The sequence below is a fragment of the Anaerotignum propionicum genome, from assembly GCF_024461735.1.
Taxonomy (GTDB): Bacteria; Bacillota; Clostridia; order Lachnospirales; family Anaerotignaceae; genus Chakrabartyella.
In genome coordinates, this window is the sequence record NZ_JANGAD010000001.1 from 228,086 (window position 1) to 251,341 (window position 23,256).

Sequence of the window (23,256 nt, forward strand, 5' to 3'; positions counted from 1 at the left end):
ATGTGTTTTTAACAGAAACCGATTTGATTAATCTGAGATTGACTATAGGTAGTAAATTGAATGATAGTGAGATTGTTGAGGCATTACTCAGAGACGATATTTTAAGCCCACAAAAGCAACTAATGAAAGAGGGTGAGAAGTACTATGTTTGTGAGCACGATGTCCTCCAAAAGGATTTTAAGAAAACAATTATTTCCGAGGGTGAAAATGAATACGAAGATACTACCAGGGGGCGCAGAGTCCCCTTTGTAAATCCAAATAGGAGCAATCACCATAATGTAAATCCTTTTCATAAGATTCTGGTTGATCAGAAAGCCTCTTATCTGATTGGACGGGAGCCCACCATTTCCATTATAGGGGCAGAAAAGGACAGTGGAAAAAAGGCTTATGAAGGTCTTTTGTCAGAGTTTGCCGATGAGGGATTTAATGAGCTGCTTTCGGATTGGGTTATCGGGACCAGCAACAAGGGGTTCGAGTGCGTTCACGTTTACTATGACGAAGCAGGAGAATTTCGGTACAATATTGCACCGGCAAACGAAATCATACCGATTTACGATTCGGTGCATGAAACAGATTTACAAGAAGTTGTCCGCTACTATGATATTACTGTGTTTAAAGGAAAAGAGAAATATCTTAGAAAAAGAGTGGAATGGTGGACAAAAACAGAGGTAACCTACTACACCGAAATAGATAATCACCGATTTATCAAGGATATGGAGAGGCCATATAATCCCGCTCCCCATTGGTGGGATATTACAAAGCTGAATGGGTTTGAAAAGCGAAGAGAGAAGCATTCGTGGGGCAGGGTACCATTTATCATCTTGCGCAACAATAGTAAAGCAACTACAGATTTACAAGCCATAAAAGGCTTAATTGATGCATATGACTTACTATCCAGTGAAGGCACAAATAACTTTTTGGATTTAGTAGAGCTATATTGGGTTATCCAAGGGTATGGTGGTGAGACAGCCAACGCCATAGCTGAAAGATTGCGCATCAATCGGGCAGTGCATGTCAACGATTCCGCAGGGAAGGTTGAAGCAAAGCAGGTATCCCTTCCTGTAGAGGGTAGGATAGCATACCTAGAAATGTTGCGTAGAGACATTTATCATTTTGGACAGGGGATTGATACTGATTCTGAAAAATTTGGTAACGCACCATCAGGGGTTAGTTTGAAGTTTAGATATACTCTGTTGGATCTAAAGGCCAATGCTCTTTCCGCTAAACTCAAAAAAGCAATCAAGGAATTACTCTGGTTTTATACTGACCATTGCAATAGGCTAAGTGGTACGGATTATAGCGTTTCAGATATCCAGCTATCTATTAACAAGACCATGATTACAAATGATCTGGAAACTGTACAGATGATAGCAGTAAGCAAGGGCATTGTTTCTGACAAAACATTGCTGAGCAAGCACCCCTTTGTAGATGATGTAAATGCAGAGCTGATTGAGTTAGAACAGCAGGAAGAGCAAAACATTAAAAAGTATGCTGAATATCAGAATTTAGGTGATGGCGGTGAGGAATAGTGAGTATTGGAAGGGACGATTTGAAGCCCTTAATGAACAGCTGCTACATATCGGCGAGGAGAGTATCCCTTACATAGAAAAACGCTATGATGTGGCTATATCTAACATCCAGAAAGAGATTGAGGTGTTTTACCGTAGGTTTGCGGTAGAAAATGAACTTACTTATGCAGATGCTAAGAAAATTCTTGATTCTGACCAAAGACAGGAGTTTCAGCTTATTCTAGAAGATTACATTCAAAAAGGCAAAGAAAATGCCATAGACCAACGATGGATGAAAGAATTGGAGAACGCCAGCACCATTTACCGCATGGATCGTCTGAAAGCATTACAGATCCAAATGCGACAACAAATTGAACTGCTTGAGACTGAGAAAGAAAAGAAAATCCACGAAGTATTAGAAAAAACATATGAACAGGGGTATTATCACACGGTTTATGAAATTCAAAGAGGTATCGGCGCAGGCAACGCTTTTGCTGTGTTGGATGCCACGAAGCTTGAAAAGGTATTGTCTAAGCCCTGGGCGCCTGATGGCAAAAATTTCTCACAAAGAATATGGGGCGATGATAGAACCACGCTTCTTTATCAATTGGAAACGAGGCTGACGCAAGGTATTATTCGTGGTGAGGGTTTGGACGGGATAGTAAAGGATATTTCAAGAGCCTTAAAATCCTCTAAGAATGCCGCTAGAAGATTGGTATTAACAGAGAGTGCTTACTTTGCATCTGCCTCCCGCTTAGATGCCTATCAAACGTTAGAAGTCGAGCAATATGAGTTTGTGGCAACTTTGGATTTGAAAACCAGCAGCTTGTGCCGTAGTATGGATGGTAAGGTGTTCAACAGATCAGAGTATAAAGTAGGACTGAATGCACCCCCTCTGCATGTGTACTGCCGTAGTACCACAGTCCCCTACTTTGATGATGAATTCACCTATGGAGAAGAACGAGCTGCCAGAGGTGAAAACGAAAAAACTCATTTCTTACCTGCGGATATAAAGTATGCTGATTGGTACGAACAGTATGTAAAAACAAATCCCAACATACAGAAACAGGAAAGAATGCTCAGAAATCTCTACTTTGACCAAAAGCTGTATGAAAATTACAAAAGAGTTCTTGGCAGTGATGTGATTAAATCCTTTGATATGTTTCGGAATATGAAGTATAATAATCCTGATGAATGGAACCTGTTAAAAACCACGTATCAAGGCTCTGAGTTCTTGCAAAGTCAGCTTTCATATATTTTAAACGAAGAAGAAAACTTCATTCCTAACCACGCTGTAATTAAAGCAAGCAAAGTGATTGCAGGCTTTGGAACAGAAATACCTATTCGTGTTGAACTCGCCTTAATAGAAAGACACGGTGGGACCGTAGGGGAATGGATGAAGAAAGCCGGCAAAGTGCAGAGTGAAAAGTATATTTTTGATGTTCACTGGTATGAGTTGAACGGTAAGCAGTATGAAATGAAGCTAAAAACACGAAAGGAGGCAAGGAAATGAAACTTAGATACATAGGTGAAAGTTTTGGTGTGGATTCATTAACAGACGGAAATATTTACGAGGCCACCATTGAAGATGATGACTATTATCGGGTTATCGATGACAGCGGGGAAGATTATTTATACGCCCGGAAAAATCCTGCGCCTTTGGATGGAAGCAGTAAAGGCGGCAAATGGGAAGTTGTTTCTTAAATGCTTGCTCAAAAGGTGAAATATAATGCAGATACATCAGTATGATATAGTCAAACTTAAGGATGGCAGAGTTGGATGTGTTGTTGAGAAATTCAGTGATACTGATTTTTTGGTTGATGTTGGCAGTTCTCCTGCTGATTGGGATACAATTGACGTAAAGTTAGACCAAATAAATAATGTTGTGAAGTAAACCACTTGGACAAACGTTTGAGTGGTTTTTTCATATAATAAATTAGGGGGTGATACCAAAATGAGAAAGTTACCAATGGGTTTCTAGTGTGGAGGTGATCCCTTTTATCTCGTCTTAGAGTACAGACGTTAAACAGGCTCTTTTTTCGTGGGCGTGATACAGAAAGGAGAGTTCATATGAAGAAGGAAGATTTAATCAAGTTGGGTTTAGACGAAGAAACTGCAAAAAAAGTAGCTGCTGCCAGTGAGGAGGAGCTAAAGGGGTATGTGGACAAAGAAACCCATACCACAAAGTTGACAGAGCTGCAAACAGCCAATACCACCATCACAACTTTGCAGGGCGCCATTAAAAAGTTTGATGGGGTTGACGTTGAGCAGCTGAAGAAAGATGCAAGTGATTGGGAAACGAAATACAACACCGATGTTGCCAACATTAAACGTGACAGCGCCATTGATATGGCCATTATGCAGGCAAAAGGCAGAAATCCAAAAGCAATTAAGGCTCTCCTAGACAGCAATAAAATCAAGCTTAAAGAAGATGGCACTTTGGAAGGCCTTGACCTTGAGGGGCTGAAAAAGTCAGACGGCTATTTGTTTGATGTGGAAGAGACTCAAACACTGGGCACGGGATTTGAATCGGGTGGTGGCTCAGGTGGCGGTAGTGTAGCAGAGATTAATGCGCAAATTGCACAGGCGATGGGAGTTATTACGAAATAAGAAGGGAGATATAAAGGATGCCAAATGTATTAGAATATGCAAAACTTTTTGAAACAAATTTGGATTTATTAGCTATTCAAACGCTGAAAACAGGGTTTATGGACGGCAATAGCGGCAAGGTGAAATATAGTGGGGGTAATGAAGTAAAAGTCCCTAAAATGAGTGTGCAGGGCCTTGGTGATTATTCAAGAGAGAATGGTTACACAAGCGGTAGCGTTTCTCTTGTTTACCAAACACTAACTATGACGCAAGATAGAGGTAGAAAATTTCTTATTGATGCTATGGATGTAGATGAAACCAATTTTATTGCTAATGCTAGTGATGTCATGGGAGAATTCCAGAGAACAAGACTTGTTCCTGAAATTGACGCATACAGAATTTCCAAACTTGCCACAACTGCCATGGGTGTGGCGGGAGATACGCAAGTTGAATATGGCTACACAGTGGGAAATGATATTATTAACAAGATTAAAAAGGGTATTAAGGCGATTCGTTCTGCTGGCTATGATGGAGAGCTTGATATTCTTGCTACATATGATGTGATTGGTGCTGTGGAGGAAGCTGTTTTAGGGAAATTGACAGCAATGACTTTTGCCCAGGGGGGTATCAACACCCAGGTGCCACAGATTGATGGCTGCCCTTTAATTGCTGTGCCCAGTAACCGTATGTATACTGCAATTACTTTGTATGATGGCAAAACAGCAGGGCAGGAAGCAGGCGGATATATTAAAGGAACCTCAGCAAAAGATATTAATTTCATTATAGTGGCCAGGACGTCTCCAATTGCTGTGACAAAGCAGGATAAGATGAGGATTTTCACACCCGAGACGTATCAGAATGCAAATTCATGGAGCATGGATTACAGACGCTATCATGATATTTGGGTGTTAGATAACAAGAAGAATTCCTTGTTTGTTAATATCAAAGACACCAAAGCTTAAGGAGGCCTTTATGTATATTGTAAAAAAGGAGAACATTGAAAGAATTGCAGAGAGCAAGGCAAAGTATGATGAATACCTTACCCAGGGATATACGCCTGTGCAGACTGATGAACTTCAGCACAAAGAAAATGAACTGTCTGCAATGACAGTGGAAGAGTTAAAAGCATATGCGGGTGAAAATGGTATTGACATTGGTAGGTCTGCCAGTGCAGAAGGAATTTTGAAGAAAATCACAGAAGCATTGCTCAGTTCAAATGGTGGTGATAAAAATGGCGATGATAAAGGTGGAGAAGTTAAAGGCACTGCTGGGGATAACAACGAGTGATAAGGATTTTATCATCCAATTTATCATTGATAAGGTATCTGACATGGTATGCAATTACTGTAATATCCAAGAGATCCCACAAGGCTTAGAAAATGTCACGTTAAACATGGCTGTAGATTTGTACAGGGCTGAGGGATTAGGACAAGAGCAATTGCAGGGGGCAGTGAAAAGCGTTACAGAGGGGGATGTATCTGTCTCCTTTTCCTCTGCGTCCTCGATCTCAGAGAATCCCGGAATGGCGTTTTTAAAAAACTACACAAAGCAGCTTGACCAATACCGAAAGGTGGGATGGTAATGTCACCCTTGGAATTAATTCGTAGGCATGTAGAAAGCCTGTATGACGGAAAGTGTATGATTACTGAGTTTCGAAGTCAAGAAGGATTAATCAATAACACTGTCCCTATGGTAATTGGAGAAAAAATTCCTTGTCGGCTATCCTATCATAGCTTCCCTGGTGGGAAGCAAACAGACACTGCTACGGTAGCAACCCAGAACATTAAATTGTTTCTTTCACCTGAAATTGAGGTGAAATCGGGCAGTGAAATCGTGGTTACACAAAACAACGTAACCACTGCGTATAAAGCTTCGGGAGTACCTGCTATTTATGTATCTCATCAAGAGGTTGAATTAACGTTGAAAGACGGGTGGGTGTAGTGGCTAAGTGGGGCAAAGTAGATTATAGGCAATTGGTTAAGCTTAGGGACCGGCTAGAAAAGTTGCAAGAATCTGAATTGCAAAAGTTCAATGAACAAATGGTTTATGAGCTCGCGGCTAGGTTACTGCGAAAAGCTGTGAAAAGAACGCCTGTGGATTCAGGGTGGTTGCGTAACGGTTGGTTTATTGGCGGTACCCGTTACAATAACGGAGTGTATGAAGTGGAGGTGTACAACAATACAGAATATGCCTCTTATGTGGAATCAGGTCATAGAACCAGAGATCGCAAAGGATGGGTACCAGGGCGGTTTATGCTTATGATTTCTGAGAAGGAATTGGAAAAAGACGCAGATAGAATTATCGAAAAAAGGCTAATAAAGATTTTGGGGGAGGCGTTCCATGGTAAATAAGTTGATAGCAGGGATAGCCGAAGCGATACGAAAGGGATTTCCAACAGCAACCCATAAAATTTACACAGAGAAAACAGAGCAGGGCATACAGAAGCCTTGCTTTTTTATTCTCTGTGTTTCCCAGTGGTATGATGCCAAGTTAAGAGATAGGTTTCGTCTGGATGCGTCCTTTGATATCCACTATTTCCCGAAATTGGGTAATGCAGAAAACTGGGACACTGCCGAAACACTGCGGTCTCTTTTAGAATGGATAACCATAGATGGCAATCTAATTCGAGGCAGTAGCATTAACTACAAAATAGAAGATGGGATACTCCATTTCTTTATTGACTACAACTTGAATATGACACAAAAGGCAGGGACTTATGAATATATGGAAGAGGTGAAGGTATATGGCAAAGTTAGCAAAACAGGAAGATGAAGAGCAGGAGATCAGGTTTTCTAAAGATTCCCTTTTGCGAAGTCAAAAGTATGCAGACTACAGGGATGTATTGACAGCTCTGTTGGAAGATGGAAAGGCTTACACCCATGGGGAAGTTGATGGGTTTATTGAAAAATTTCAGAAAGGAACGGTGAGGTAATTGGGATTAGGTGGCGGTACTTTTTTGGTACAAAATAAAGTCCTTCCGGGTGCTTATATCAACTTTGTTTCAGCGGCCAGAGCATCCGCAAATCTATCTGATCGGGGTTATGTAGCGCTGGCATTAGAGCTGGATTGGGGTGTTGATGGTGATGTTTTTACAGTAGAGAATGCTGACTTTCAGACGGATTCCTTAAAGATATTTGGATATGACTATACAAGCCCTAAATTAAAGGGGCTAAGGGATTTATTTCTCAATGCAAAGACTCTGTATGCCTATCGTTTAAACAGCGGTGTTAAGGCTAAAAATACTTATGCAACGGCAAAGTATAGCGGTATTCGTGGAAACGATCTTAGAATAATTGTTTCGGCAAATGTGGATGAACCAACAAAATTTGATGTTACCACAATGCTTGATATGGTTATTGTGGATAATCAGACTGTATCTACATCATCAGGATTAGCTGACAATGATTTTGCTGTGTTCAAGAAAACCGCAACGCTTGAAGTAACTACTGGGATGTCCTTAACAGGCGGCACAAATGGCACTGTGGTTGGTACAGCGTATCAAACATTTCTGGACAAAGTGGAGGCGTATAGCTTTAATACGCTTGGGTGCTTGTCCACAGAGGAAACTGTAAAAAGTTTATTTGTTGCTTTTACGAAACGCTTAAGAGATGAAATGGGCGTTAAGTTTCAGACGGTCCTTTATAACAAAACAGCTGATCATGAAGGCATTATTAACCTGAAAAATGCTGCACTAGATGCGGGAGCAAACGGAGCTGACCTCGTATATTGGCTCACCGGAGCATCAGCGGGGTGTGCAGTAAATAAAAGCAATCAGAACAAGCTTTACGATGGTGAGTTTGAGATATATACAGATTATAAGCAAAGCCAGCTGGCCGCTGCGATTAAAGCGGGTGAGTTTGTATTTCATAAAGTTGGCGAGGAAATCCGAGTTTTAGATGATATCAACAGCTTTACGTCAGTAACTGTAGATAAAAACGATGATTTCCAGAGTAATCAGGTAGTGCGTGTGCTTGATCAGATTGGTAATGATATAGCGGTGTTGTTTAATACACGATATTTAGGTAAGGTGCAAAACAACGATGCTGGCCGGATTGCCTTTTGGAATGACTTGGTATCATATAACAAGCAGATGGAGCAGATTCAGGCCATTGAAAACTTTGTCTCTGATGATTTGAAAGTAGAAAAAGGCAATGATAAAAAGTCGGTGACAGTGACAAATCCCGTGACCCCTGTTGCTGCCATGGCAAAACTATATATGACTGTAATTGTACAATAAGGGAGGAGGTAGACTATGAGTAACATTACCATGCTGAGCAAGGATGCGGTTTCTGCGAAAATGGCAGAATGCTTTGTTACAATTGAAGGAAATCGCTATAACTTTATGAATGCCATTTCTTTGGAAGCAACTATGGAAAAATCCAAGACGGAGATTGCAGTCCTTGGTAGGCTGTCAAAGGGAAATAAGGCGGCAGGCGTAAAGGGTACCGGAAGTGCAACCTTCCATTACAACACTTCCATGTTTCGTAAACTTATGAAACGCTTCCAAGATACGGGGGAGGACGTTTATTTCGATATCCAAATTACAAACGAGGATCCTACCTCTGCCGCAGGCAGGCAGACGGTTATTCTAAGAGATTGTAATTTCGATAGTGTCATTGTTGCAAAGTTCGATGCTGATAGCGATGATTCTTTGACAGAGGATATGGACTTCACGTTTGAAAGCTTTGAAATGCCTGAGACTTTTAATGTTTTAGATGGAATGAATTAAGGAGGAATACATATGAATTTGCATGCATTTTTAAACCCCATCGAAGAGGAAAATAAGAAAGTGGTAGCAAGCAAGCGTTTCATTGATGGTACCGGAAAGCCTATCGAATGGGAGATTAGAACCATTACAGCGGAAGAGGATGAGTACCTGCGTAAATCCTGTACGAAAAAGGTACAGGTGCCTGGTAAAAAAGGACAGTTCATACAAGAAATTGATACGAATAAGTATTTAGGGCTGTTAGCAGTTTCTTGCACTGTATGCCCTAATCTTAATGATGCAGAACTGCAAAATGGCTACGGTGTTATGGGTGCAGATAGTTTGCTTAAAAAAATGTTGCATGCCGGAGAATATACTGCTTTCCTTGCGAAGATACAGGAAATGAATGGTTTTGATTCCTCTATGGATGAATTGGTAGAAGAAGCAAAAAACTAATTGACGGGGGTGATGGGGAAAGTAACTATGCACATTATTGCTTGCACCAGCTCCACCTATTGCCCTCGCAGTTTATAACGTTGCCAAGGAATGAAAAGGCGTTTATTATGGCCTCTATTCAGTTAAAAGCAGAAAAAGAGAAACAAGAATCTACAAAATTGACCAGAAATGGCAAAAGGAGGTAGAAATTAGTTGGAAAATGTTGTATAATACCCTTAAAAGTAGATTTAGGGGGTATAGAGATGAAAAAAGTACTATGTTTTTTTGTGTTATCGGTTATGTTTTTTACTGTAGGTTGTACTGCGAATCAAAGCGCAACTAAGGATGTATTTGAGGAATCAACGGTAGCTGAAGGTGATAAGAAGGCAGAAGAGCCGAGTATTCAGGTGATTTCGGCAGGAGACGTTATTACAGGAACAAATTGTGAAATAACGATCAAAAGTGTGAATTTATCTTATGATGTATTACCGGACGATACAAGTGGTTTTTATACGCATTATCCAGCCAGCCCAGGTAAGGTTTTAGTTGATGTGGATGTTGATGTGAAGAATACAGCAAAGCAAAATTTATCTTGTGATGAAATCATGAAGGTAACTGCAGATTACAATGACGGTTATACTTACACTGGGTACGCTATAGTTGATGATAGTACTGCTGGATTTACTTATGCAAATATTTCTCAAGTAGATCCTCTTGAAACAAAAGGCATGAGATATTTGATTGATTGCCCAGAAGAAGTGGAACAAACTACAAATCCGTTGTTTCTTATTTTTACTTTAGATCAAAAGGATTATAAATTTGTCATTAGATAATTTATGCAAGAATTATAAAAGCGCTTACTAGATGGTAAGTGCTTTTTATGTTGTTTTGAAAGGATGTGACGAATGGCAACCATTAAAACTTCAATACAAATGTTTAACGGCATGACGCCTGGACTTAGAAGTATAACTAATGCATTAAATATAGCTATTAGTAGCTTTGAGAATATGCAAAGGGTATCAACGAATTCTATTGATGTAAGTTCTTTGCAAACTGCAAGGGTAGAGTTGAATAGAGCGGAGGTAGCTTTTAACCAAGTAGAAGAGTCCATTCGAGATGCTGACCGACAACAGAGAAATTTAAATAACGACATAAGCAGAGGCGCAGGTTTTGCGAGTGGTTTGAAAGGTGCATTTGCAGGAATAGGTAGTGTATTGGGAATAAAAAAAGTTGTTAGTATTTCCGATGAATTTTCAAGAAGTACAGCTCGTCTAGGATTAATGACGGGTAGCATGGAAAATATAGCTGGATTGCAAGATCAGATATACCAATCTGCACAACGCACACGTACAGCTTATTTAGGTAATATGGATGCGGTAGCAAAGTTGGGTCTTAGAGCAGGATCAATCTTTAAAAACTCTAATGAAACCATAGAATTTACAGAATTATTAAACAAGCAATTTAAGATAGCAGGTGCATCCCAACAGGAAATTGCTTCCGCAACGCTTCAGCTTACACAGGCGTTAGGTTCGGGTGTTCTTCGAGGTGAAGAATTTAATGCCGTATTTGAAGCAGCGCCAAACGTAATGCAGGCGGTGGCCGACTATATGGATGTGCCAATAGGGAAAATGCGAGATTTAGCTTCAGATGGCGAAATTAGCGCTAGTATTGTCAAGAATGCAATGTTTGCAGCGGCAGATGAAATAAATGAGAAGTTTAACAAAATCCCGCATACATGGTCAGATGTTTGGGTTATGGCGGTTAATAAGGTAATCAAAATTTCGCAACCTTTGTTACAAGTAATTGGTGTTCTGGCCAACAACTGGAGCATCATCGAGCCGATTATCATTGGTTTAGCAACGGGGATTGGAATTTATACGGCAGCCATTGCTGCACATAATATAGCACTAAGTGTGACTAATACTTTGCAAGCCATTGGTGCAGCAAATGCTGCGATAATGGCAGGAAAAACTTTGGCGCAGGCTGCTGCAACTACTACTGCAACGGGTGCTCAGGTTGGATTTAATGCAGCATTGTTAGCCTGCCCTATTACATGGATTATTTTGGCCGTTATTGCTGTGATTGCCGTTTTTTATGCAGTGATAGCTGTAATTAATAAAGTCAAAGGGACATCAATAAGCGCTACAGGATTAATATTTGGTACATTTGCTTGGCTGGGAGCTGCTATCCTAAATGTGTTCATTGGTGTTGCTAATGCTGCGATTCAGTTTCTTTGGACCAGGTTTGTAGAGCCTTTTATAGGTATCATTGAATGGATATTAAATGTGGCTAATGGTGGATTTGATAGCTTCGGGGGGGCAGTGGCAAACTTAATTGGCCAAATTATTTCTTGGTTTTTATCACTTGGAAAAGTGGTTACGAAGATCATAGATGCTATATTTGGTACCGACTGGACAGCTGGACTTACAGCATTACAAGACAATGTGTTGGCATGGGGTAAAAATAATAATGCGATCACATTGGAGCATAACCCACCACAAATGAGAAGAATAGGTTTAAAGGGCGCTTTTTCAGCAGGGCAAGATTTCGGCATAAACTTAGCTAATAAGGTATCCGGTGTGTTTGGTAACAACACCATGGATCAGGTTGTAGGCAATACAGATGATATTGCAGGTAACACTGAAAAAATGGCTAACTCTATGGAGATTTCCCAAGAGGAATTAAAATATTTACGTGATATGGCCGAACGTGAAGCAATTAACCGATTCACTACCGCAGAAATAAAAGTGGATTTTAAAAATGAATCTACCATTAATTCTAATTTAGATATAGATGGGGTCGTGGATAAGTTTACTGAAAAGCTTAGGGAAGCGGTAGACATCAGTGCAGAGGAGGTGCATGTAATTGTATAAAGTTTTATTGGGGGATATTCAACTCCCCATAGCACCACAAAAAATCCAAATGAAAATTAATAATAACAACAAAACTATGGATTTGATTAATGGCAGTGAGTACAATTTCTTGCGCTTGCCTGGGCTGACGGAATTCAGTTTTGAATTTATACTCCCCCATGCAAAATATCCATTTGCTGTGTATCCCGATGGGTTCAAACCTCCTGAGAAATATATGGTTTCTTTAAAGGCTTTGAAAGTTGGTAAAAGGCCGTTTGCTTTTAGCATTCTACGGACAATGCCGAATGGCAAAACTATGTTTGATACAAATATGTTGGTGTCATTGGAGGAATATACGATTACAGAAGATGCAGGAGAGGGTTACGATCTCACTGTTAGTATAAGGCTAAAGCAATATCAGGAAATGGAACAGCAACAGGAGATTAAAGCACAAGTAAATACAGTAGTACAGCAAGCTGGAAATGCAATCGTTGTAAAAGAAGAAAAGACACGACCTTCAGATAAAGTAGCACCAAAAACATACACTGTAAAGAAGGGGGATTCTCTTTGGAAGATATGCAAGGCGCAACTGGGGGATGGTTCAAGGTTCGGGGAAATCGCAAAGTTAAATGGTATCAGTAATCCTAATTTAATTTATCCGGGGCAGGTGATAAAGCTTGGTACATCTTAAAATTATAAATGGGGATAAAGAATATATCCCGGTGGTAGTGGGGGAGGTGAAATGGACTACAGAGAGAGCCGGTACCCCTGGTATATTGACATTTGAAGTTGTTAAGGATGGTATTTTGAATTTTCAAGAGGGGAACGCAGTTCACTTATATGTGGATCAGGTTCCTATTTTTTATGGATTTGTTTTTCAGAAAAAAAGGAACAAAGGTGAAACGATTAGTGTAACTGCCTACGATCAGCTGCGATATCTTAAAAACAAAGATAGCTACTTATTTAAAGGCAAAACCGCAAGTCAATTTATATCTATGGTTGCCGAGGATTTCCGTCTTAAAACAGGACAAATTGCGGATACCCAATATGTTATTGATAAAGGGGTGCTAGACAATAAAACGCTGTTCGATATGTTTCAGGAATTGCTGGATACCACCCTTACCAATACTAAAAAGCTGTATGTGCTCTATGATGATTTTGGAAAGTTGACACTAAAAAACATAGAAGATATGAAACTCAATATTGTTTTAGACAATGGTTCTGCAGAGGATTTTGATTACACCAGTAGCATTGATGGCGAAACCTATAATCAAATTAAGATTGCCTACGACGATGAGAAGACAGGAATAAGAGACATTTACATTTCTAAGGATAGTGGGAATATTGAGAAATGGGGCGTTTTGCAATACTGTGAGAAGGCCAAAAGCAATGTCGGCTTACAACAAAAAGTTAATGCGCTGTTGGAATTGTATAACCGCAAAACAAGGCAGTTGAGCATCAAGAATGCAATTGGATCTCCAAAAGTTCGTGCAGGGTATAGCATTGGTTTAACCTTGGCTTTGGGTGATGTGAATGTAAACAATTTCTTCATCTGTGAAAAGGTAACCCATACTTTTCAATCAGATATGCATGTAATGGATCTAACATTGAGAGGGAGTGATGGTTTTGTCTGAGTTGTTACAGCTCATAAAACAAGCAGCTATGGAGCAAGTTGAATCATCAAAGCCTGTTGCTGTTATGATAGGAAAAGTGGTATCCGCTGCACCCCTTGAAATACAGCTCGACCAAAAATTGAGACTGACCGAAGAATTCCTTGTGCTTACCAAGGCGGTGGTGGACTATTCCATCAATATGACTGTGGATCACACTACGGAGAGTCATACCCATAGCCATAGCTATCAGGATGACAGCACTTCCAGAACAACCCAACCACACACCCATAACCACGCTTATGTTGGAACAAAATCATTCACCATACATAATAAACTAAAGGTAGACGATCATGTGATTTTATTAAGGGTGCAGGGTGGACAGGAATATATTGTACTGGATGTAGTAGGAGGTGGTATATTGTGATTCCTAAAGTAAATGAAGAATTGGCAAGTACCATTGTAAGACAAAAAATGCCCTCTAGGACGTACAAACTTAACATAGGAACAGACAATGTGTATGGGAGTTGCGATGGTATAGAAGCCGTGAAACAGGCTGTTTATAAGGCTCTGCATACAGAGAGGTACGATTACCTCATTTACAGCTGGAATTATGGGGCAGAGCTGAGAGACTTATTTGGAAAGCAATTGACGTATGTTTATGCGGAGGTGAAAAGACGCATCGAGGGGGCACTTTTACAAGATGATAGAATCAGTAAAGTTTCAGATTTTGCATACGAGAAAACAGGAAGAGATACTTTGCATATTACGTTTAACGTAGAATCCACAGAGGGGAATTTTGAAAGTGAGTTGAGTATAAATGTATGAACATATGACCTTTGAGACCATATTAGGCCGCATGATGGACAGAGTTTCCAATGATGTGGATAAAAGAGAAGGTAGTATTATTTATGATGCCCTCGCTCCCGCTGCGGCTGAATTATGTCAAATGTATATTGACCTTGACGTTGTGATGAATGAAACCTTTGCAGATACAGCCAGTAGGGAATATTTGATATTGAGAGCAAAGGAAAGAGGTGTTATACCCTATAAAGCTACACCAGCCATTGCAAAAGCAGTATTTAATATGTCGGTACCAATTGGAAGCCGCTTCAGTATTGATAAATTCAATTATACTGTAGCAGAGGTTTTACCGGAACAAGGATTTGTTTATAAAGCAGTCTGTGAAACGGTAGGTAGTGAACCAAATCACACCTTAGGTACTTTAATTCCAATTGAATACATACAAGGTCTATCGTCTGCCCAGATAACTGAGATATTAACGCCGGGGGAAGATGCAGAGCGTACTGAGAGTATCCGCAAAAGATATCTTACAAATTTTGACAAACAATCTTTTGGCGGAAATCGTTCGGACTATATCGAAAAGGTGACGGCGATACCTGGTGTGGGTGGATGCAAGGTGTATCGTGCGTGGAATGGTGGCGGTACTGTTAAATGCGTAATCATAAATTCGGAATTTCAAAAGCCTACACAGAGTCTGATTGATGATGTACAGACCGCCGTAGATCCTACTCAAAATGCAGGGGAAGGCTTAGGCATTGCGCCCATTGATCACGTAGTAACAATTGCGGGCGTGACTGAAACAAGAATTGATATTGCGACTGTGATTACCTATGCTGATGGATGGAGTTTCACAGACTGTGAACCATATATGCAAGAAACCATTGATCATTACTTTATAGAACTAAGTAAGCAGTGGCCAGATAGTAATACTCTAATTGCAAGAATATCTCAAATAGAATCACGGTTACTGGATTTAGATGGGATTGTTGATATTGGAAACACAACGTTAAACGGTGTCGCTCAGAATTATGTATTAGGAACAAACGACATTCCTATAAGGGGTGGTGTGATTGGCTAATATAGAATGTTACTTTCCTGGTTTACTTAAAGAAGTGCGGGAGTTTCAGAAACTTGCGGAAGCAGAAAACCCAGAGCTTCTTTTTTTATGGGATGAATTAGGAATGATATTAGATAACCAATTCTTAGATACCGCAAAGCAAACAGGCGTTGCAAGACGAGAGAAGATGCTTAAGATATCCCCCAAGGCAACAGATACGCTAGATGAAAGAAAATTCCGCTTACTTGCAAGGTACAACGAAAACATACCCTATACCCTGAGATCCCTACATAGCCAACTGACCATCCTTTGTGGCAAAGACGGGTATCGGTTGGAGATCAATTACGGGACATTTTCCTTGAAAGCCAAGTTGGAGCTGACCAACAAGAAGAATGTGGAAGCTGTAGGTGAAATGCTAGAAAGGATTGTACCAATAAATATGTTGCTAAAAGTTGAGTTGCTATACAATCAGCATCAACTTTTACATCAATTTACCCACGAGGCAATGAAAGCGTATAGTCACTTTGCTTTAAGAGAGGAGGCATTAGTAAATGGCTGAGTTTACAACGAATTATAACCTTGAAAAACCTGCGCAGAATGAATTTTACAATGTGGAGGTACAGAATCAGAATATGGATAAAATTGATGCCGCCATCGCACAAGCGAAATTCATCAATGCACCCACAGGGGGAAAGTACAAATGGGGTATGGATGCAATTGGATTATTTTTGGAGGAGGTGTAGGCCATGGCCAGTGGAGATAAGTTTTATTTAGCGGATAAGGCCACTCTGGATGAGGTGAAAGGGAAAATAGGAAATACCACTGACACAGGGGGGAGTAATACCACTGGGAGTGTTTTTGGGAAGTTGAATTATTTGGTTTCGCAGGTGAGCAGTTATTTATCCAATATTTACAATAGGATTGGTAGTCAAAGCGATACTGCAAACAGCTCCACATCTTCTTCCACTCACGCAAAATTGAATTGGTTTTTGAATTTGTTTGGGAAAACGGATGATTCAGGAGCGACAGTAACATCAGGGACGGTAGCAGGGAAATTGAACGAAATTCTTGCAAGGGGTTGCGTTAAAAGCGTGCAGAAAGGACTGATTACATCTGACCCATCTGTTATTAACATTTCCATTTCAAGTATCAACCCTAGTAAGTCAATTGTTTTGGTGAGCTTTACAAATACCAGCACGACAAGCTATCTAACAATAGCGGTAGGTGTACGAGCGGAAATAGTGAATTCGACTACCATTAAAATCTCTTTCACTTCTGGTGTCGGATATACCTCAGGGGCTAATTGGCAAGTTATCGAATTCTATTAAAGGGGGGATAATTATGTTTAACTACGCACAGCTAAATGAAGAAAATATATGCATCGGTATATCTCAGCTTTCGGGAGAGGTCAATGTGCCGAACATGATTCTATTGGATTCTTATGATATTTCTTTATTGGGGAAAAAGTACAACAATGATCAATGGGAGGATATTGAACATCCTGAGCAGTTATTAGAACCCACAGAAACAGAACGAATCATGCAAGCAATGACTGATGCAGAATTGCGAGACATGGTAACTCAACAAAATCAAGAATTGTTAGCACAGCAAATAACTGACATTGAGGTGGCACTATTGGGAGGTGGCAGATAATGAGTCCTATGTTTGAGAATTTAAAGCTAAGGTTTGAAAAGAATTTTATTAGAAAAGACCAGCTTCAAAAGTTTGTTGGGTTTGGAAAGATTACCACGGAAGAATACAAAGAAATCACCGGTGAGGATCTAACGGAGCAATAATTGCATATGACATTGGGTGGCTCGGAGCATATCCGGGGTTTTTTATTGCAAAAAAGGAGTGATTTTATTGCGTAAAGGGGTGAAGTGCGTGGATGCAGTGGTTTTTGGAATGATTCAAGCGGTAGTTATGTCAATGGGGATTTGGTACCTTCAACGCAAACTAGCTAAGCGGGACGATGCCGCCGAAAGGCGGGAAAAAGAGCGGGAGGATATGGAGTACAACCTTCTAACGGCGGTAAATGCTTCCATTGCATTGGGGGAAGCAACGGCAAAGGCGGTGCAGCGGATTCCTGATGCTCATTGTAACGGGGATATGACAGCAGCCTTAAATTATACCACAACAGTAAAGCATGATCTAAAGAACTTCCTTAACCGGAAGGCGGTGGAGAAAATTGTCTGAAGGAAAAAAACGCAGACGTTTGCGGATTAATGACGATACCATGACAACCATTGTGGTGTCGTCTTTGCTTTTCTGCGTAGCGGTGGTTGTGGCGGGCATGGTTTTAGCTTTCTTCGGTGTGGACGTTTCTGCCATTGTAGGGAATGCATTGACGGTATTTGGTACAGAGCTAGGCATTTGTGGCGTTATGACCATATTTAATCGCTGGGCGGATAGACAGGATAAGCAGGCAGAGAAGCGGCAGGAAAGTAGATTGAGACGGGAGGAATCGGAGAATGAAAGAAAACGAAACGAACGAAGCGCAGGATGAGTTAGTACAAGGGGTAGCAATCTTAAGGGAAAGCACAAAGGTAACCATTCAGAATCTTCTGACAGTGAAATCTATTGTTACAATTTTGATAACGGTGGTATTCTCCTTTTTAGCCATTGTTGGCCGGATTAGTGGAGAGCAGTTTTTGACCATTTTCAGTGTGGTGATTGCCTTTTACTTTGGTACCCAGTATCAGAAAAACAGCGGAGGTGAGGAATGATGACAGGACAGGAATTAGTGGCTTTTGCACGTTCCAAGTTAGGGACGCCATATGTATACGGTATGAAGGGTACTGTAATGACACAGGCCAACTTCAATTATCTGCAGGGGCAATACGGGAAAAAGTGTGTATGGGATTCTGATGAAAAAAAGGTAGGCAAGGTTTGTGTGGACTGCTCTGGACTGATTTCTTGGGCTACAGGGGTTGTGTTAGGTTCGGGGCAATTATTTGATATGGCGGTTAAAAAGGAGCTTATCAGTACAATTAAACAGGCTCCTGTCGGCGCTTTGGTGTGGATGAAAGGGCATGTGGGTATTTATACCGGTGTAAAAAATGGTGTGCCATATTACATAGCTGCGGATGGTTCGGCTTATGGGGTAAGAGAGGTACCACTAAGCAAGAATAAATTTACTCATTGGTTATTGATGGATTATATTAATTATGTAGAAAGGGATGATGAAATGGTAACAAGAGAAAAGATTATTGTAAATGGTAAGGAATGTGAAGTAGATATGATTCGTAAGGATGGTTATGTGTTTGTAAAAGCTAGGGATTTAGCGCAGGCCCCGGGAGTTGCGGTGACTGCAAAGGGGAAAGTTCCGGTGATTGAGATGAAGTAATGAAAGATATTTTAGTTAAATAAATGTTAAATAATTTCTTTTTGTATTGACAAGTCCATATTGCAAGGGTATAATCAGCTTACATTAAGATAATTTCTTTAATAATTTAGTATAAATTTATATGCTTAGGGCATAATATTTATTGAGGTTTAGCCTCGTGCAAGGAGATTTGAGTCTCGTTGAAAGCCATCGCTATTTAATTTAGTGGTGGCTTTCTTTTTATGTCGATTTATGATTATAGTTGTGATATACTGTTTCGAGGAGGGGTAAAAAATGGATAATTTTACTTTGGGTAGTTTATATATAGGCGATACAGACGGAGAATACGAGGCGGAGCGTAGAAATATGGAAAATTTATATTTTGACGCAAACAATATGTATCATGATTTTATGGATAATACTCTAAAATTTTTGATAATAGGAAGTAAGGGAGCAGGAAAAACATATTTTGCACATTATATATGCAAAAAGAAAACTTCATCGCAAAATTATAAAATTGTTAGTGCTAAAAATTTCTTTTCGGGGATTAATAGAAGTAGCGAAAGCTTCACTACAAATCGTGGATATATTTATGAATTATCTAGGTGGCTAGTGCTAGTTCAAGTTGCCAAGTATATTTTAGAGCTACATCCATATAAGGCGGGTTTTCTTGTAAAGTCTAGCATATACCGTTTGCATACGTTTGTGTGCCAACATGATAACTTGTGCATGTTTAAGGCAAGCAAAAGCAAAACCTCCTCTGGATGGAAATGCTTGTTCGGAGCAAAGTTTAAAAAGAAAATACAAGAAATAGGTGAGGGCAATATTAGCATCGAAAAATTAAGAGAATTAGAGTTCGAAAGAACCGCTTTTTATGAAGTGCTAAACGCCTTGGAGGATTTAGTAATAAAATCTATAAGTCAAAATGATGATATAATGATATTCTTTGACGACCTTGATGATCTAGAAAATCGCGAGATGCTAGATAACGGAAGCGAAAGTGTAATATTAAATTTAATAAAATATACAAAAGATTTTAACAAGAAGGTAAGAAATAAAGGGAAGATGCTTAGAGTCGCGCATATTATTAGAGCTGACATTATTGATAGGCTACAATTCTATGATTCAAACTTGGCAAAAATAAAAACATCTTATGGCGTAGAACTATATTGGTTGCAGAACGCGAAAGTAACACCAGAGACGCATCCGCTAATGAAAATGATTATACATAAAGTGAAAATGTCAAATGATTTATTTTTTGAAAAACCTGATATAGAAGTATATGAACAGTTATTTCCTGAGCAAATTGAAGAAAGAGAGCCTCTCGACTTTTTAATTAGTTATAGCATGGGAAGACCTAGGGATATAGTTTCTTTTCTTAATCATGCGATAAAGAATCATCCAGAAAAATCTGCTTTTTCAGCTACGGTGATGAAATCTGTTAAGGCAGAATACGCAGACGATTTCTACGCAGAACTCCTTAATCAATCTTATTATCATGCAAATTCAAACTTTGTGAAAGAGTGTTTTTCGTTATTGGTGGACAATAAAAAAATATCTTTCAAGCTTAGTGAAGTTAAAGAGTGTTTCGATAGAAATAAAGAAAGATACCCTAATATTCCGAACATTGAGTCGTGTTTGAATTTTTTATATTCGATGAGTGCAATCGGAAATACTTGGAAAAAAACTGACACGTACTATACGACATTTGCATATAGAAAAGATGGTGCAAAAAATTTGGATCTACGTAAAAAGATGGTTGTCCATAATGGAATAAAGAAGAAAGTGTAGAAGTACCCCCAAGGAGGCCCTCATGATCTCAATCAAAGGCGCCACAACCATCATAACTGAAAAAGACGAAACCAAGCGCAATGAGCTAGTAGACAGGCTATCCGAAGAGGATGCAAAGCACCTCCTTAAGAAATGCTTGGTCGTCATGCGTGGCAAGGTAAATAATGAAACAGCCCCCTAAAGGGGACTGTTTTTGTTGTAGAAAAGAAAACCACGCGTTTGACGCGTGGATGTTTACTTGAAAAAAAGAGCCAGACCGAAGCCTGACTCTTTGCGAATTAATCAAAATTGACTGTATCTATTAGATCCCAAATAAAGAAAATTTGTTTAGGCTCTTACTCTGACATAAGCCTGACCAATTTGGTTTTTGTCTACATCCGTAGCCGTAATAAGTGTGAGTCCAACATTAACAGCTGTTACCCTTCCCGCATTTGTAATGGTGGCTACGGCAGGGTCAGAGGATACCCACGTTGCGTTTGCAGTGTTCGTATAATCGTCTACGGTCAAACGACTTGTATTTCCAATATGCAAATCTATTGCCAGTCTATGAGCATCAGCGTTTTCAACAACTAAAATATTAATTGAGTCTGTATATCCGTTACCATCAGAAACGGTAATTGTAGCATTACCGGTTGCTAAAGCGGTAACAACACCGTTTTCATCAACGGAAGCTACTGCATCATTTGAGGATGTCCATGTTACATTTGTGTTGTTATTTATATTATCATCAACGGTCAGCTGAAGGTGTTCATTTACTTCAAGGACTACTTTTAGTTTGTTTCTATTGGTAGAGGTAACAGTGTAAGCTTCCATTGAATTTTTAGCCAAGGAATCAACGCCCCCAAGGGCATAAATTTTACCATCGATCACCTCAGTTTGAAATTCATAACGTTTTGCTGCCATAGGGGCTAAAGGTTTCCATGTGTTATTCACCGAATCGTATACCTCGGTAGAGGATACGTATGAAAATTCACTATTCCCGCCCATGACATAAATTTTACCGTTAATTACTTCGGACTGGAATTGGTAACGAGGTATAGACATAGGCGCTAAAGAAATCCATGTGTTGTTGTCAGGATCAAACAATTCAACTGACGATAGCTTTTTAGATGGATTTCTACCACCAAAAGCATAAATCTTACCGTCGATCACTTCTGTTCGAAATTGGTAACGAGGTGTTAACATAGAGGCTAAAGTTGTCCATGTGTTTGTGGTTGGATTGTATACTTCAACTGAAGTTGGTGGGTTATTCGAAGAATTACCCCCTCCAATGACATAAATTTTACCATCGATCACTTCTGCTTGGAAGTCCCTACGGGATGATGACATAGGCTCCAACGTTGTCCATGTGTCATTGGCGGGGTCATAAACTTCAAGGGAGGGAAGGTTAGTGTCTGAACTGAACCCCCCAATGGCATAGATTTTTCCATCAATTACTTTTGTCTGAAAATCTCTACGAGGAGTTGACATTGGGGTCAAAGTTGTCCATATGTCGTAAGCTGGATCGTATACTTCTACAGAAGGTGTGACCCCTGTTGATGTACCATAAATTAATCCCCCAATGGCATATATTTTCCCGTTAATAACTTCTGACTGAAATGATTTACGAGATATTGTCATAGGAGCCAACGTTGTCCATGTGTCATTGGTTGGATCATAGACCTCTTGGAGCTTTCCCCCCAACGCATAAATTTTCTCGTTTAATACCTGTGTTTGAAATGTATCACGACTTTGTGACATCGGTGCCAACGTTGTCCAGTTTGGTTCCTCACTTTCAGTTGCCATTGCAATTGTGTTTGGGAGCATTAATGTTACTAATAATAGCATTGATGTCCCTAATTTTACTAGTTTGTTTTTCATTTCTAACATCCCTTCTATAAATTAAAATCCATAAATTTTCTGTAAAATCATACCATAACAGTGTATTTGTGTCAAATTATAACAAATATTGTAGAATTTTATTTCTTCAGAAGTTATGAAATTAGTCACTATTGGGGAAGAGTTGGTGAGATGGTTAAATGGAAAGAAAAACCCCCTTGGAAGTAAGGGGGTTATCCGTTGCTAAACATATCACAAGACCAAAAATTGAAACAAAAAAAATTATGCAAGTCAGATGCAAGTCAGCATTCTCACAAACCCAGTAAAATCAAGGGTTTGCGGGGTGCTGATTTGGCGTTCGGGACGCCGAGGTCGCAGGTTCAAATCCTGTCGCATCGATGGGTTTAAAAAGGTGCTGAAAACCTTGATTTTACAGGGGTTTGGCGCTTTTTTTATTTCATGCAAAAAATCCACAAGAATATCCGGTATATTTAATTATGTGGAAAGGGATGATGAAGTGGTAACAAGAGAAAAGATTATTGTGGATGGAAAAGAGTGTGAAGTGGATATGATTCATAAGAATGAACAACGTTTATTAAAACTAGGGAAGCTAGGGCGTTGTTGGGTTAAAGTGGGAAGCAAGGGTAAGGTGTTGTAATTGATACAAAGCAATTTCAAGGGTGGTGTAAATTCATGCTCTTTTTTATTGCAAATAGTTACAAATTATGGTATTTTATAGTAGTGTTTATTTATTATATATTA

The 23,256-nt window shown here is 39.6% G+C and carries 35 protein-coding genes; 34 read left to right on the forward strand and 1 reads right to left on the reverse strand.

Features of this window, described 5'->3' with window-relative positions; translation table 11 throughout:
- Window positions 1-2 precede the first annotated feature (2 nt).
- The 33 genes from NE558_RS01230 (at window position 3) to NE558_RS01390 (ending at window position 20,857) form a co-directional block, all read left to right on the forward strand.
- The gene (locus tag NE558_RS01230) at window positions 3-1,529 is read left to right on the forward strand and encodes a phage portal protein (protein ID WP_256148095.1); all 1,527 of its coding nucleotides are present in this window, start codon (window positions 3-5) and stop codon (window positions 1,527-1,529) included.
- Window positions 1,519-3,021 (forward strand): minor capsid protein, encoded by a 1,503-nt coding sequence (locus tag NE558_RS01235; RefSeq protein ID WP_256148096.1) that lies wholly within the window; start codon window positions 1,519-1,521, stop codon window positions 3,019-3,021. Before NE558_RS01230 ends, NE558_RS01235 begins: the two co-directional genes overlap by 11 nt.
- Window positions 3,018-3,212, forward strand: a complete 195-nt coding sequence (locus NE558_RS01240) for a hypothetical protein (RefSeq protein WP_256148097.1) — start codon at window positions 3,018-3,020, stop codon at window positions 3,210-3,212. Before NE558_RS01235 ends, NE558_RS01240 begins: the two co-directional genes overlap by 4 nt.
- A 25-nt stretch (window positions 3,213-3,237) precedes the next feature.
- Entirely contained in the window at window positions 3,238-3,402 is a 165-nt protein-coding gene (locus NE558_RS01245; RefSeq protein WP_256148098.1) for a hypothetical protein, read from the forward strand.
- Window positions 3,403-3,578: 176 nt separating this feature from the next.
- On the forward strand, window positions 3,579-4,118 hold the full coding sequence (locus NE558_RS01250; RefSeq protein ID WP_256148099.1) for a phage scaffolding protein: 540 nt from the start codon (window positions 3,579-3,581) through the stop codon (window positions 4,116-4,118).
- 17 nt (window positions 4,119-4,135) lie between these two features.
- Complete coding sequence (locus tag NE558_RS01255; RefSeq protein WP_256148100.1) at window positions 4,136-5,059, forward strand: hypothetical protein; 924 nt, start codon at window positions 4,136-4,138, stop codon at window positions 5,057-5,059.
- Window positions 5,060-5,069: 10 nt separating this feature from the next.
- The gene (locus tag NE558_RS01260; protein ID WP_256148101.1) at window positions 5,070-5,384 is read left to right on the forward strand and encodes a hypothetical protein; all 315 of its coding nucleotides are present in this window, start codon (window positions 5,070-5,072) and stop codon (window positions 5,382-5,384) included.
- On the forward strand, window positions 5,329-5,679 hold the full coding sequence (locus NE558_RS01265; RefSeq protein ID WP_256148102.1) for a phage head-tail connector protein: 351 nt from the start codon (window positions 5,329-5,331) through the stop codon (window positions 5,677-5,679). Before NE558_RS01260 ends, NE558_RS01265 begins: the two co-directional genes overlap by 56 nt.
- Window positions 5,679-6,038, forward strand: a complete 360-nt coding sequence (locus tag NE558_RS01270) for a hypothetical protein (RefSeq protein WP_256148103.1) — start codon at window positions 5,679-5,681, stop codon at window positions 6,036-6,038. The genes NE558_RS01265 and NE558_RS01270 overlap by 1 nt, the downstream gene beginning before the upstream one ends.
- On the forward strand, window positions 6,038-6,448 hold the full coding sequence (locus tag NE558_RS01275) for an HK97 gp10 family phage protein (RefSeq protein WP_256148104.1): 411 nt from the start codon (window positions 6,038-6,040) through the stop codon (window positions 6,446-6,448). The genes NE558_RS01270 and NE558_RS01275 overlap by 1 nt, the downstream gene beginning before the upstream one ends.
- Entirely contained in the window at window positions 6,438-6,869 is a 432-nt protein-coding gene (locus NE558_RS01280; RefSeq protein ID WP_256148105.1) for a phage tail terminator family protein, read from the forward strand. The genes NE558_RS01275 and NE558_RS01280 overlap by 11 nt, the downstream gene beginning before the upstream one ends.
- Complete coding sequence (locus NE558_RS01285) at window positions 6,841-7,029, forward strand: hypothetical protein (protein WP_256148106.1); 189 nt, start codon at window positions 6,841-6,843, stop codon at window positions 7,027-7,029. The genes NE558_RS01280 and NE558_RS01285 overlap by 29 nt, the downstream gene beginning before the upstream one ends.
- The gene (locus tag NE558_RS01290; protein ID WP_256148107.1) at window positions 7,030-8,334 is read left to right on the forward strand and encodes a phage tail sheath family protein; all 1,305 of its coding nucleotides are present in this window, start codon (window positions 7,030-7,032) and stop codon (window positions 8,332-8,334) included.
- 15 nt (window positions 8,335-8,349) lie between these two features.
- Window positions 8,350-8,826: a phage tail tube protein gene (locus tag NE558_RS01295; RefSeq protein ID WP_256148108.1), complete on the forward strand. Its 477-nt coding sequence runs from the start codon at window positions 8,350-8,352 to the stop codon at window positions 8,824-8,826.
- A 12-nt stretch (window positions 8,827-8,838) separates the two neighbouring features.
- Window positions 8,839-9,258, forward strand: coding sequence for a phage tail assembly chaperone (locus NE558_RS01300; protein WP_256148109.1), 420 nt, complete (start codon window positions 8,839-8,841; stop codon window positions 9,256-9,258).
- 242 nt (window positions 9,259-9,500) lie between these two features.
- Window positions 9,501-10,070: a hypothetical protein gene (locus NE558_RS01305; protein ID WP_256148110.1), complete on the forward strand. Its 570-nt coding sequence runs from the start codon at window positions 9,501-9,503 to the stop codon at window positions 10,068-10,070.
- Between the two features lie 72 nt (window positions 10,071-10,142).
- Window positions 10,143-12,110 (forward strand): tape measure protein, encoded by a 1,968-nt coding sequence (locus NE558_RS01310; RefSeq protein ID WP_256148111.1) that lies wholly within the window; start codon window positions 10,143-10,145, stop codon window positions 12,108-12,110.
- Window positions 12,103-12,780, forward strand: a complete 678-nt coding sequence (locus NE558_RS01315; protein WP_256148112.1) for a LysM peptidoglycan-binding domain-containing protein — start codon at window positions 12,103-12,105, stop codon at window positions 12,778-12,780. The genes NE558_RS01310 and NE558_RS01315 overlap by 8 nt, the downstream gene beginning before the upstream one ends.
- The gene (locus NE558_RS01320; protein WP_256148113.1) at window positions 12,767-13,723 is read left to right on the forward strand and encodes an XkdQ/YqbQ family protein; all 957 of its coding nucleotides are present in this window, start codon (window positions 12,767-12,769) and stop codon (window positions 13,721-13,723) included. Before NE558_RS01315 ends, NE558_RS01320 begins: the two co-directional genes overlap by 14 nt.
- Window positions 13,716-14,126, forward strand: a complete 411-nt coding sequence (locus NE558_RS01325; protein WP_256148114.1) for a DUF2577 domain-containing protein — start codon at window positions 13,716-13,718, stop codon at window positions 14,124-14,126. Before NE558_RS01320 ends, NE558_RS01325 begins: the two co-directional genes overlap by 8 nt.
- The gene (locus NE558_RS01330; protein ID WP_256148115.1) at window positions 14,123-14,527 is read left to right on the forward strand and encodes a DUF2634 domain-containing protein; all 405 of its coding nucleotides are present in this window, start codon (window positions 14,123-14,125) and stop codon (window positions 14,525-14,527) included. Before NE558_RS01325 ends, NE558_RS01330 begins: the two co-directional genes overlap by 4 nt.
- Entirely contained in the window at window positions 14,520-15,581 is a 1,062-nt protein-coding gene (locus NE558_RS01335) for a baseplate J/gp47 family protein (RefSeq protein WP_256148116.1), read from the forward strand. Before NE558_RS01330 ends, NE558_RS01335 begins: the two co-directional genes overlap by 8 nt.
- On the forward strand, window positions 15,574-16,119 hold the full coding sequence (locus tag NE558_RS01340; RefSeq protein WP_256148117.1) for a putative phage tail protein: 546 nt from the start codon (window positions 15,574-15,576) through the stop codon (window positions 16,117-16,119). The genes NE558_RS01335 and NE558_RS01340 overlap by 8 nt, the downstream gene beginning before the upstream one ends.
- A complete protein-coding gene (locus NE558_RS01345) occupies window positions 16,112-16,303 on the forward strand; it encodes a hypothetical protein (RefSeq protein WP_256148118.1) in 192 nt (63 codons plus the stop codon). Before NE558_RS01340 ends, NE558_RS01345 begins: the two co-directional genes overlap by 8 nt.
- Before the next feature lie 3 nt (window positions 16,304-16,306).
- Entirely contained in the window at window positions 16,307-16,888 is a 582-nt protein-coding gene (locus NE558_RS01350) for a hypothetical protein (RefSeq protein WP_256148119.1), read from the forward strand.
- Between the two features lie 13 nt (window positions 16,889-16,901).
- Window positions 16,902-17,213 (forward strand): hypothetical protein, encoded by a 312-nt coding sequence (locus NE558_RS01355; protein WP_256148120.1) that lies wholly within the window; start codon window positions 16,902-16,904, stop codon window positions 17,211-17,213.
- On the forward strand, window positions 17,213-17,356 hold the full coding sequence (locus NE558_RS01360) for an XkdX family protein (RefSeq protein ID WP_256148121.1): 144 nt from the start codon (window positions 17,213-17,215) through the stop codon (window positions 17,354-17,356). The genes NE558_RS01355 and NE558_RS01360 overlap by 1 nt, the downstream gene beginning before the upstream one ends.
- A gap of 67 nt (window positions 17,357-17,423) precedes the next feature.
- Complete coding sequence (locus NE558_RS01365; protein WP_256148122.1) at window positions 17,424-17,756, forward strand: serine/threonine protein kinase; 333 nt, start codon at window positions 17,424-17,426, stop codon at window positions 17,754-17,756.
- On the forward strand, window positions 17,749-18,066 hold the full coding sequence (locus tag NE558_RS01370; protein ID WP_256148123.1) for a hypothetical protein: 318 nt from the start codon (window positions 17,749-17,751) through the stop codon (window positions 18,064-18,066). Before NE558_RS01365 ends, NE558_RS01370 begins: the two co-directional genes overlap by 8 nt.
- Window positions 18,032-18,286, forward strand: coding sequence for a hypothetical protein (locus NE558_RS01375; RefSeq protein WP_256148358.1), 255 nt, complete (start codon window positions 18,032-18,034; stop codon window positions 18,284-18,286). The genes NE558_RS01370 and NE558_RS01375 overlap by 35 nt, the downstream gene beginning before the upstream one ends.
- Window positions 18,283-18,906, forward strand: coding sequence for a hypothetical protein (locus NE558_RS01380; protein ID WP_256148124.1), 624 nt, complete (start codon window positions 18,283-18,285; stop codon window positions 18,904-18,906). Before NE558_RS01375 ends, NE558_RS01380 begins: the two co-directional genes overlap by 4 nt.
- A gap of 273 nt (window positions 18,907-19,179) precedes the next feature.
- Complete coding sequence (locus NE558_RS01385) at window positions 19,180-20,676, forward strand: P-loop ATPase, Sll1717 family (protein ID WP_256148125.1); 1,497 nt, start codon at window positions 19,180-19,182, stop codon at window positions 20,674-20,676.
- Between the two features lie 22 nt (window positions 20,677-20,698).
- Window positions 20,699-20,857: a hypothetical protein gene (locus NE558_RS01390; protein WP_256148126.1), complete on the forward strand. Its 159-nt coding sequence runs from the start codon at window positions 20,699-20,701 to the stop codon at window positions 20,855-20,857.
- Between the two features lie 146 nt (window positions 20,858-21,003).
- On the opposite strand, the gene NE558_RS01395 is transcribed toward NE558_RS01390, so the two are convergent.
- Window positions 21,004-22,536, reverse strand: coding sequence for a kelch repeat-containing protein (locus tag NE558_RS01395; RefSeq protein ID WP_256148127.1), 1,533 nt, complete (start codon window positions 22,534-22,536; stop codon window positions 21,004-21,006).
- Between the two features lie 301 nt (window positions 22,537-22,837).
- On the opposite strand from NE558_RS01395, the gene NE558_RS01400 reads away from it, so the two are divergent.
- Window positions 22,838-23,152: a hypothetical protein gene (locus NE558_RS01400; RefSeq protein ID WP_256148128.1), complete on the forward strand. Its 315-nt coding sequence runs from the start codon at window positions 22,838-22,840 to the stop codon at window positions 23,150-23,152.
- Window positions 23,153-23,256 lie beyond the last annotated feature (104 nt).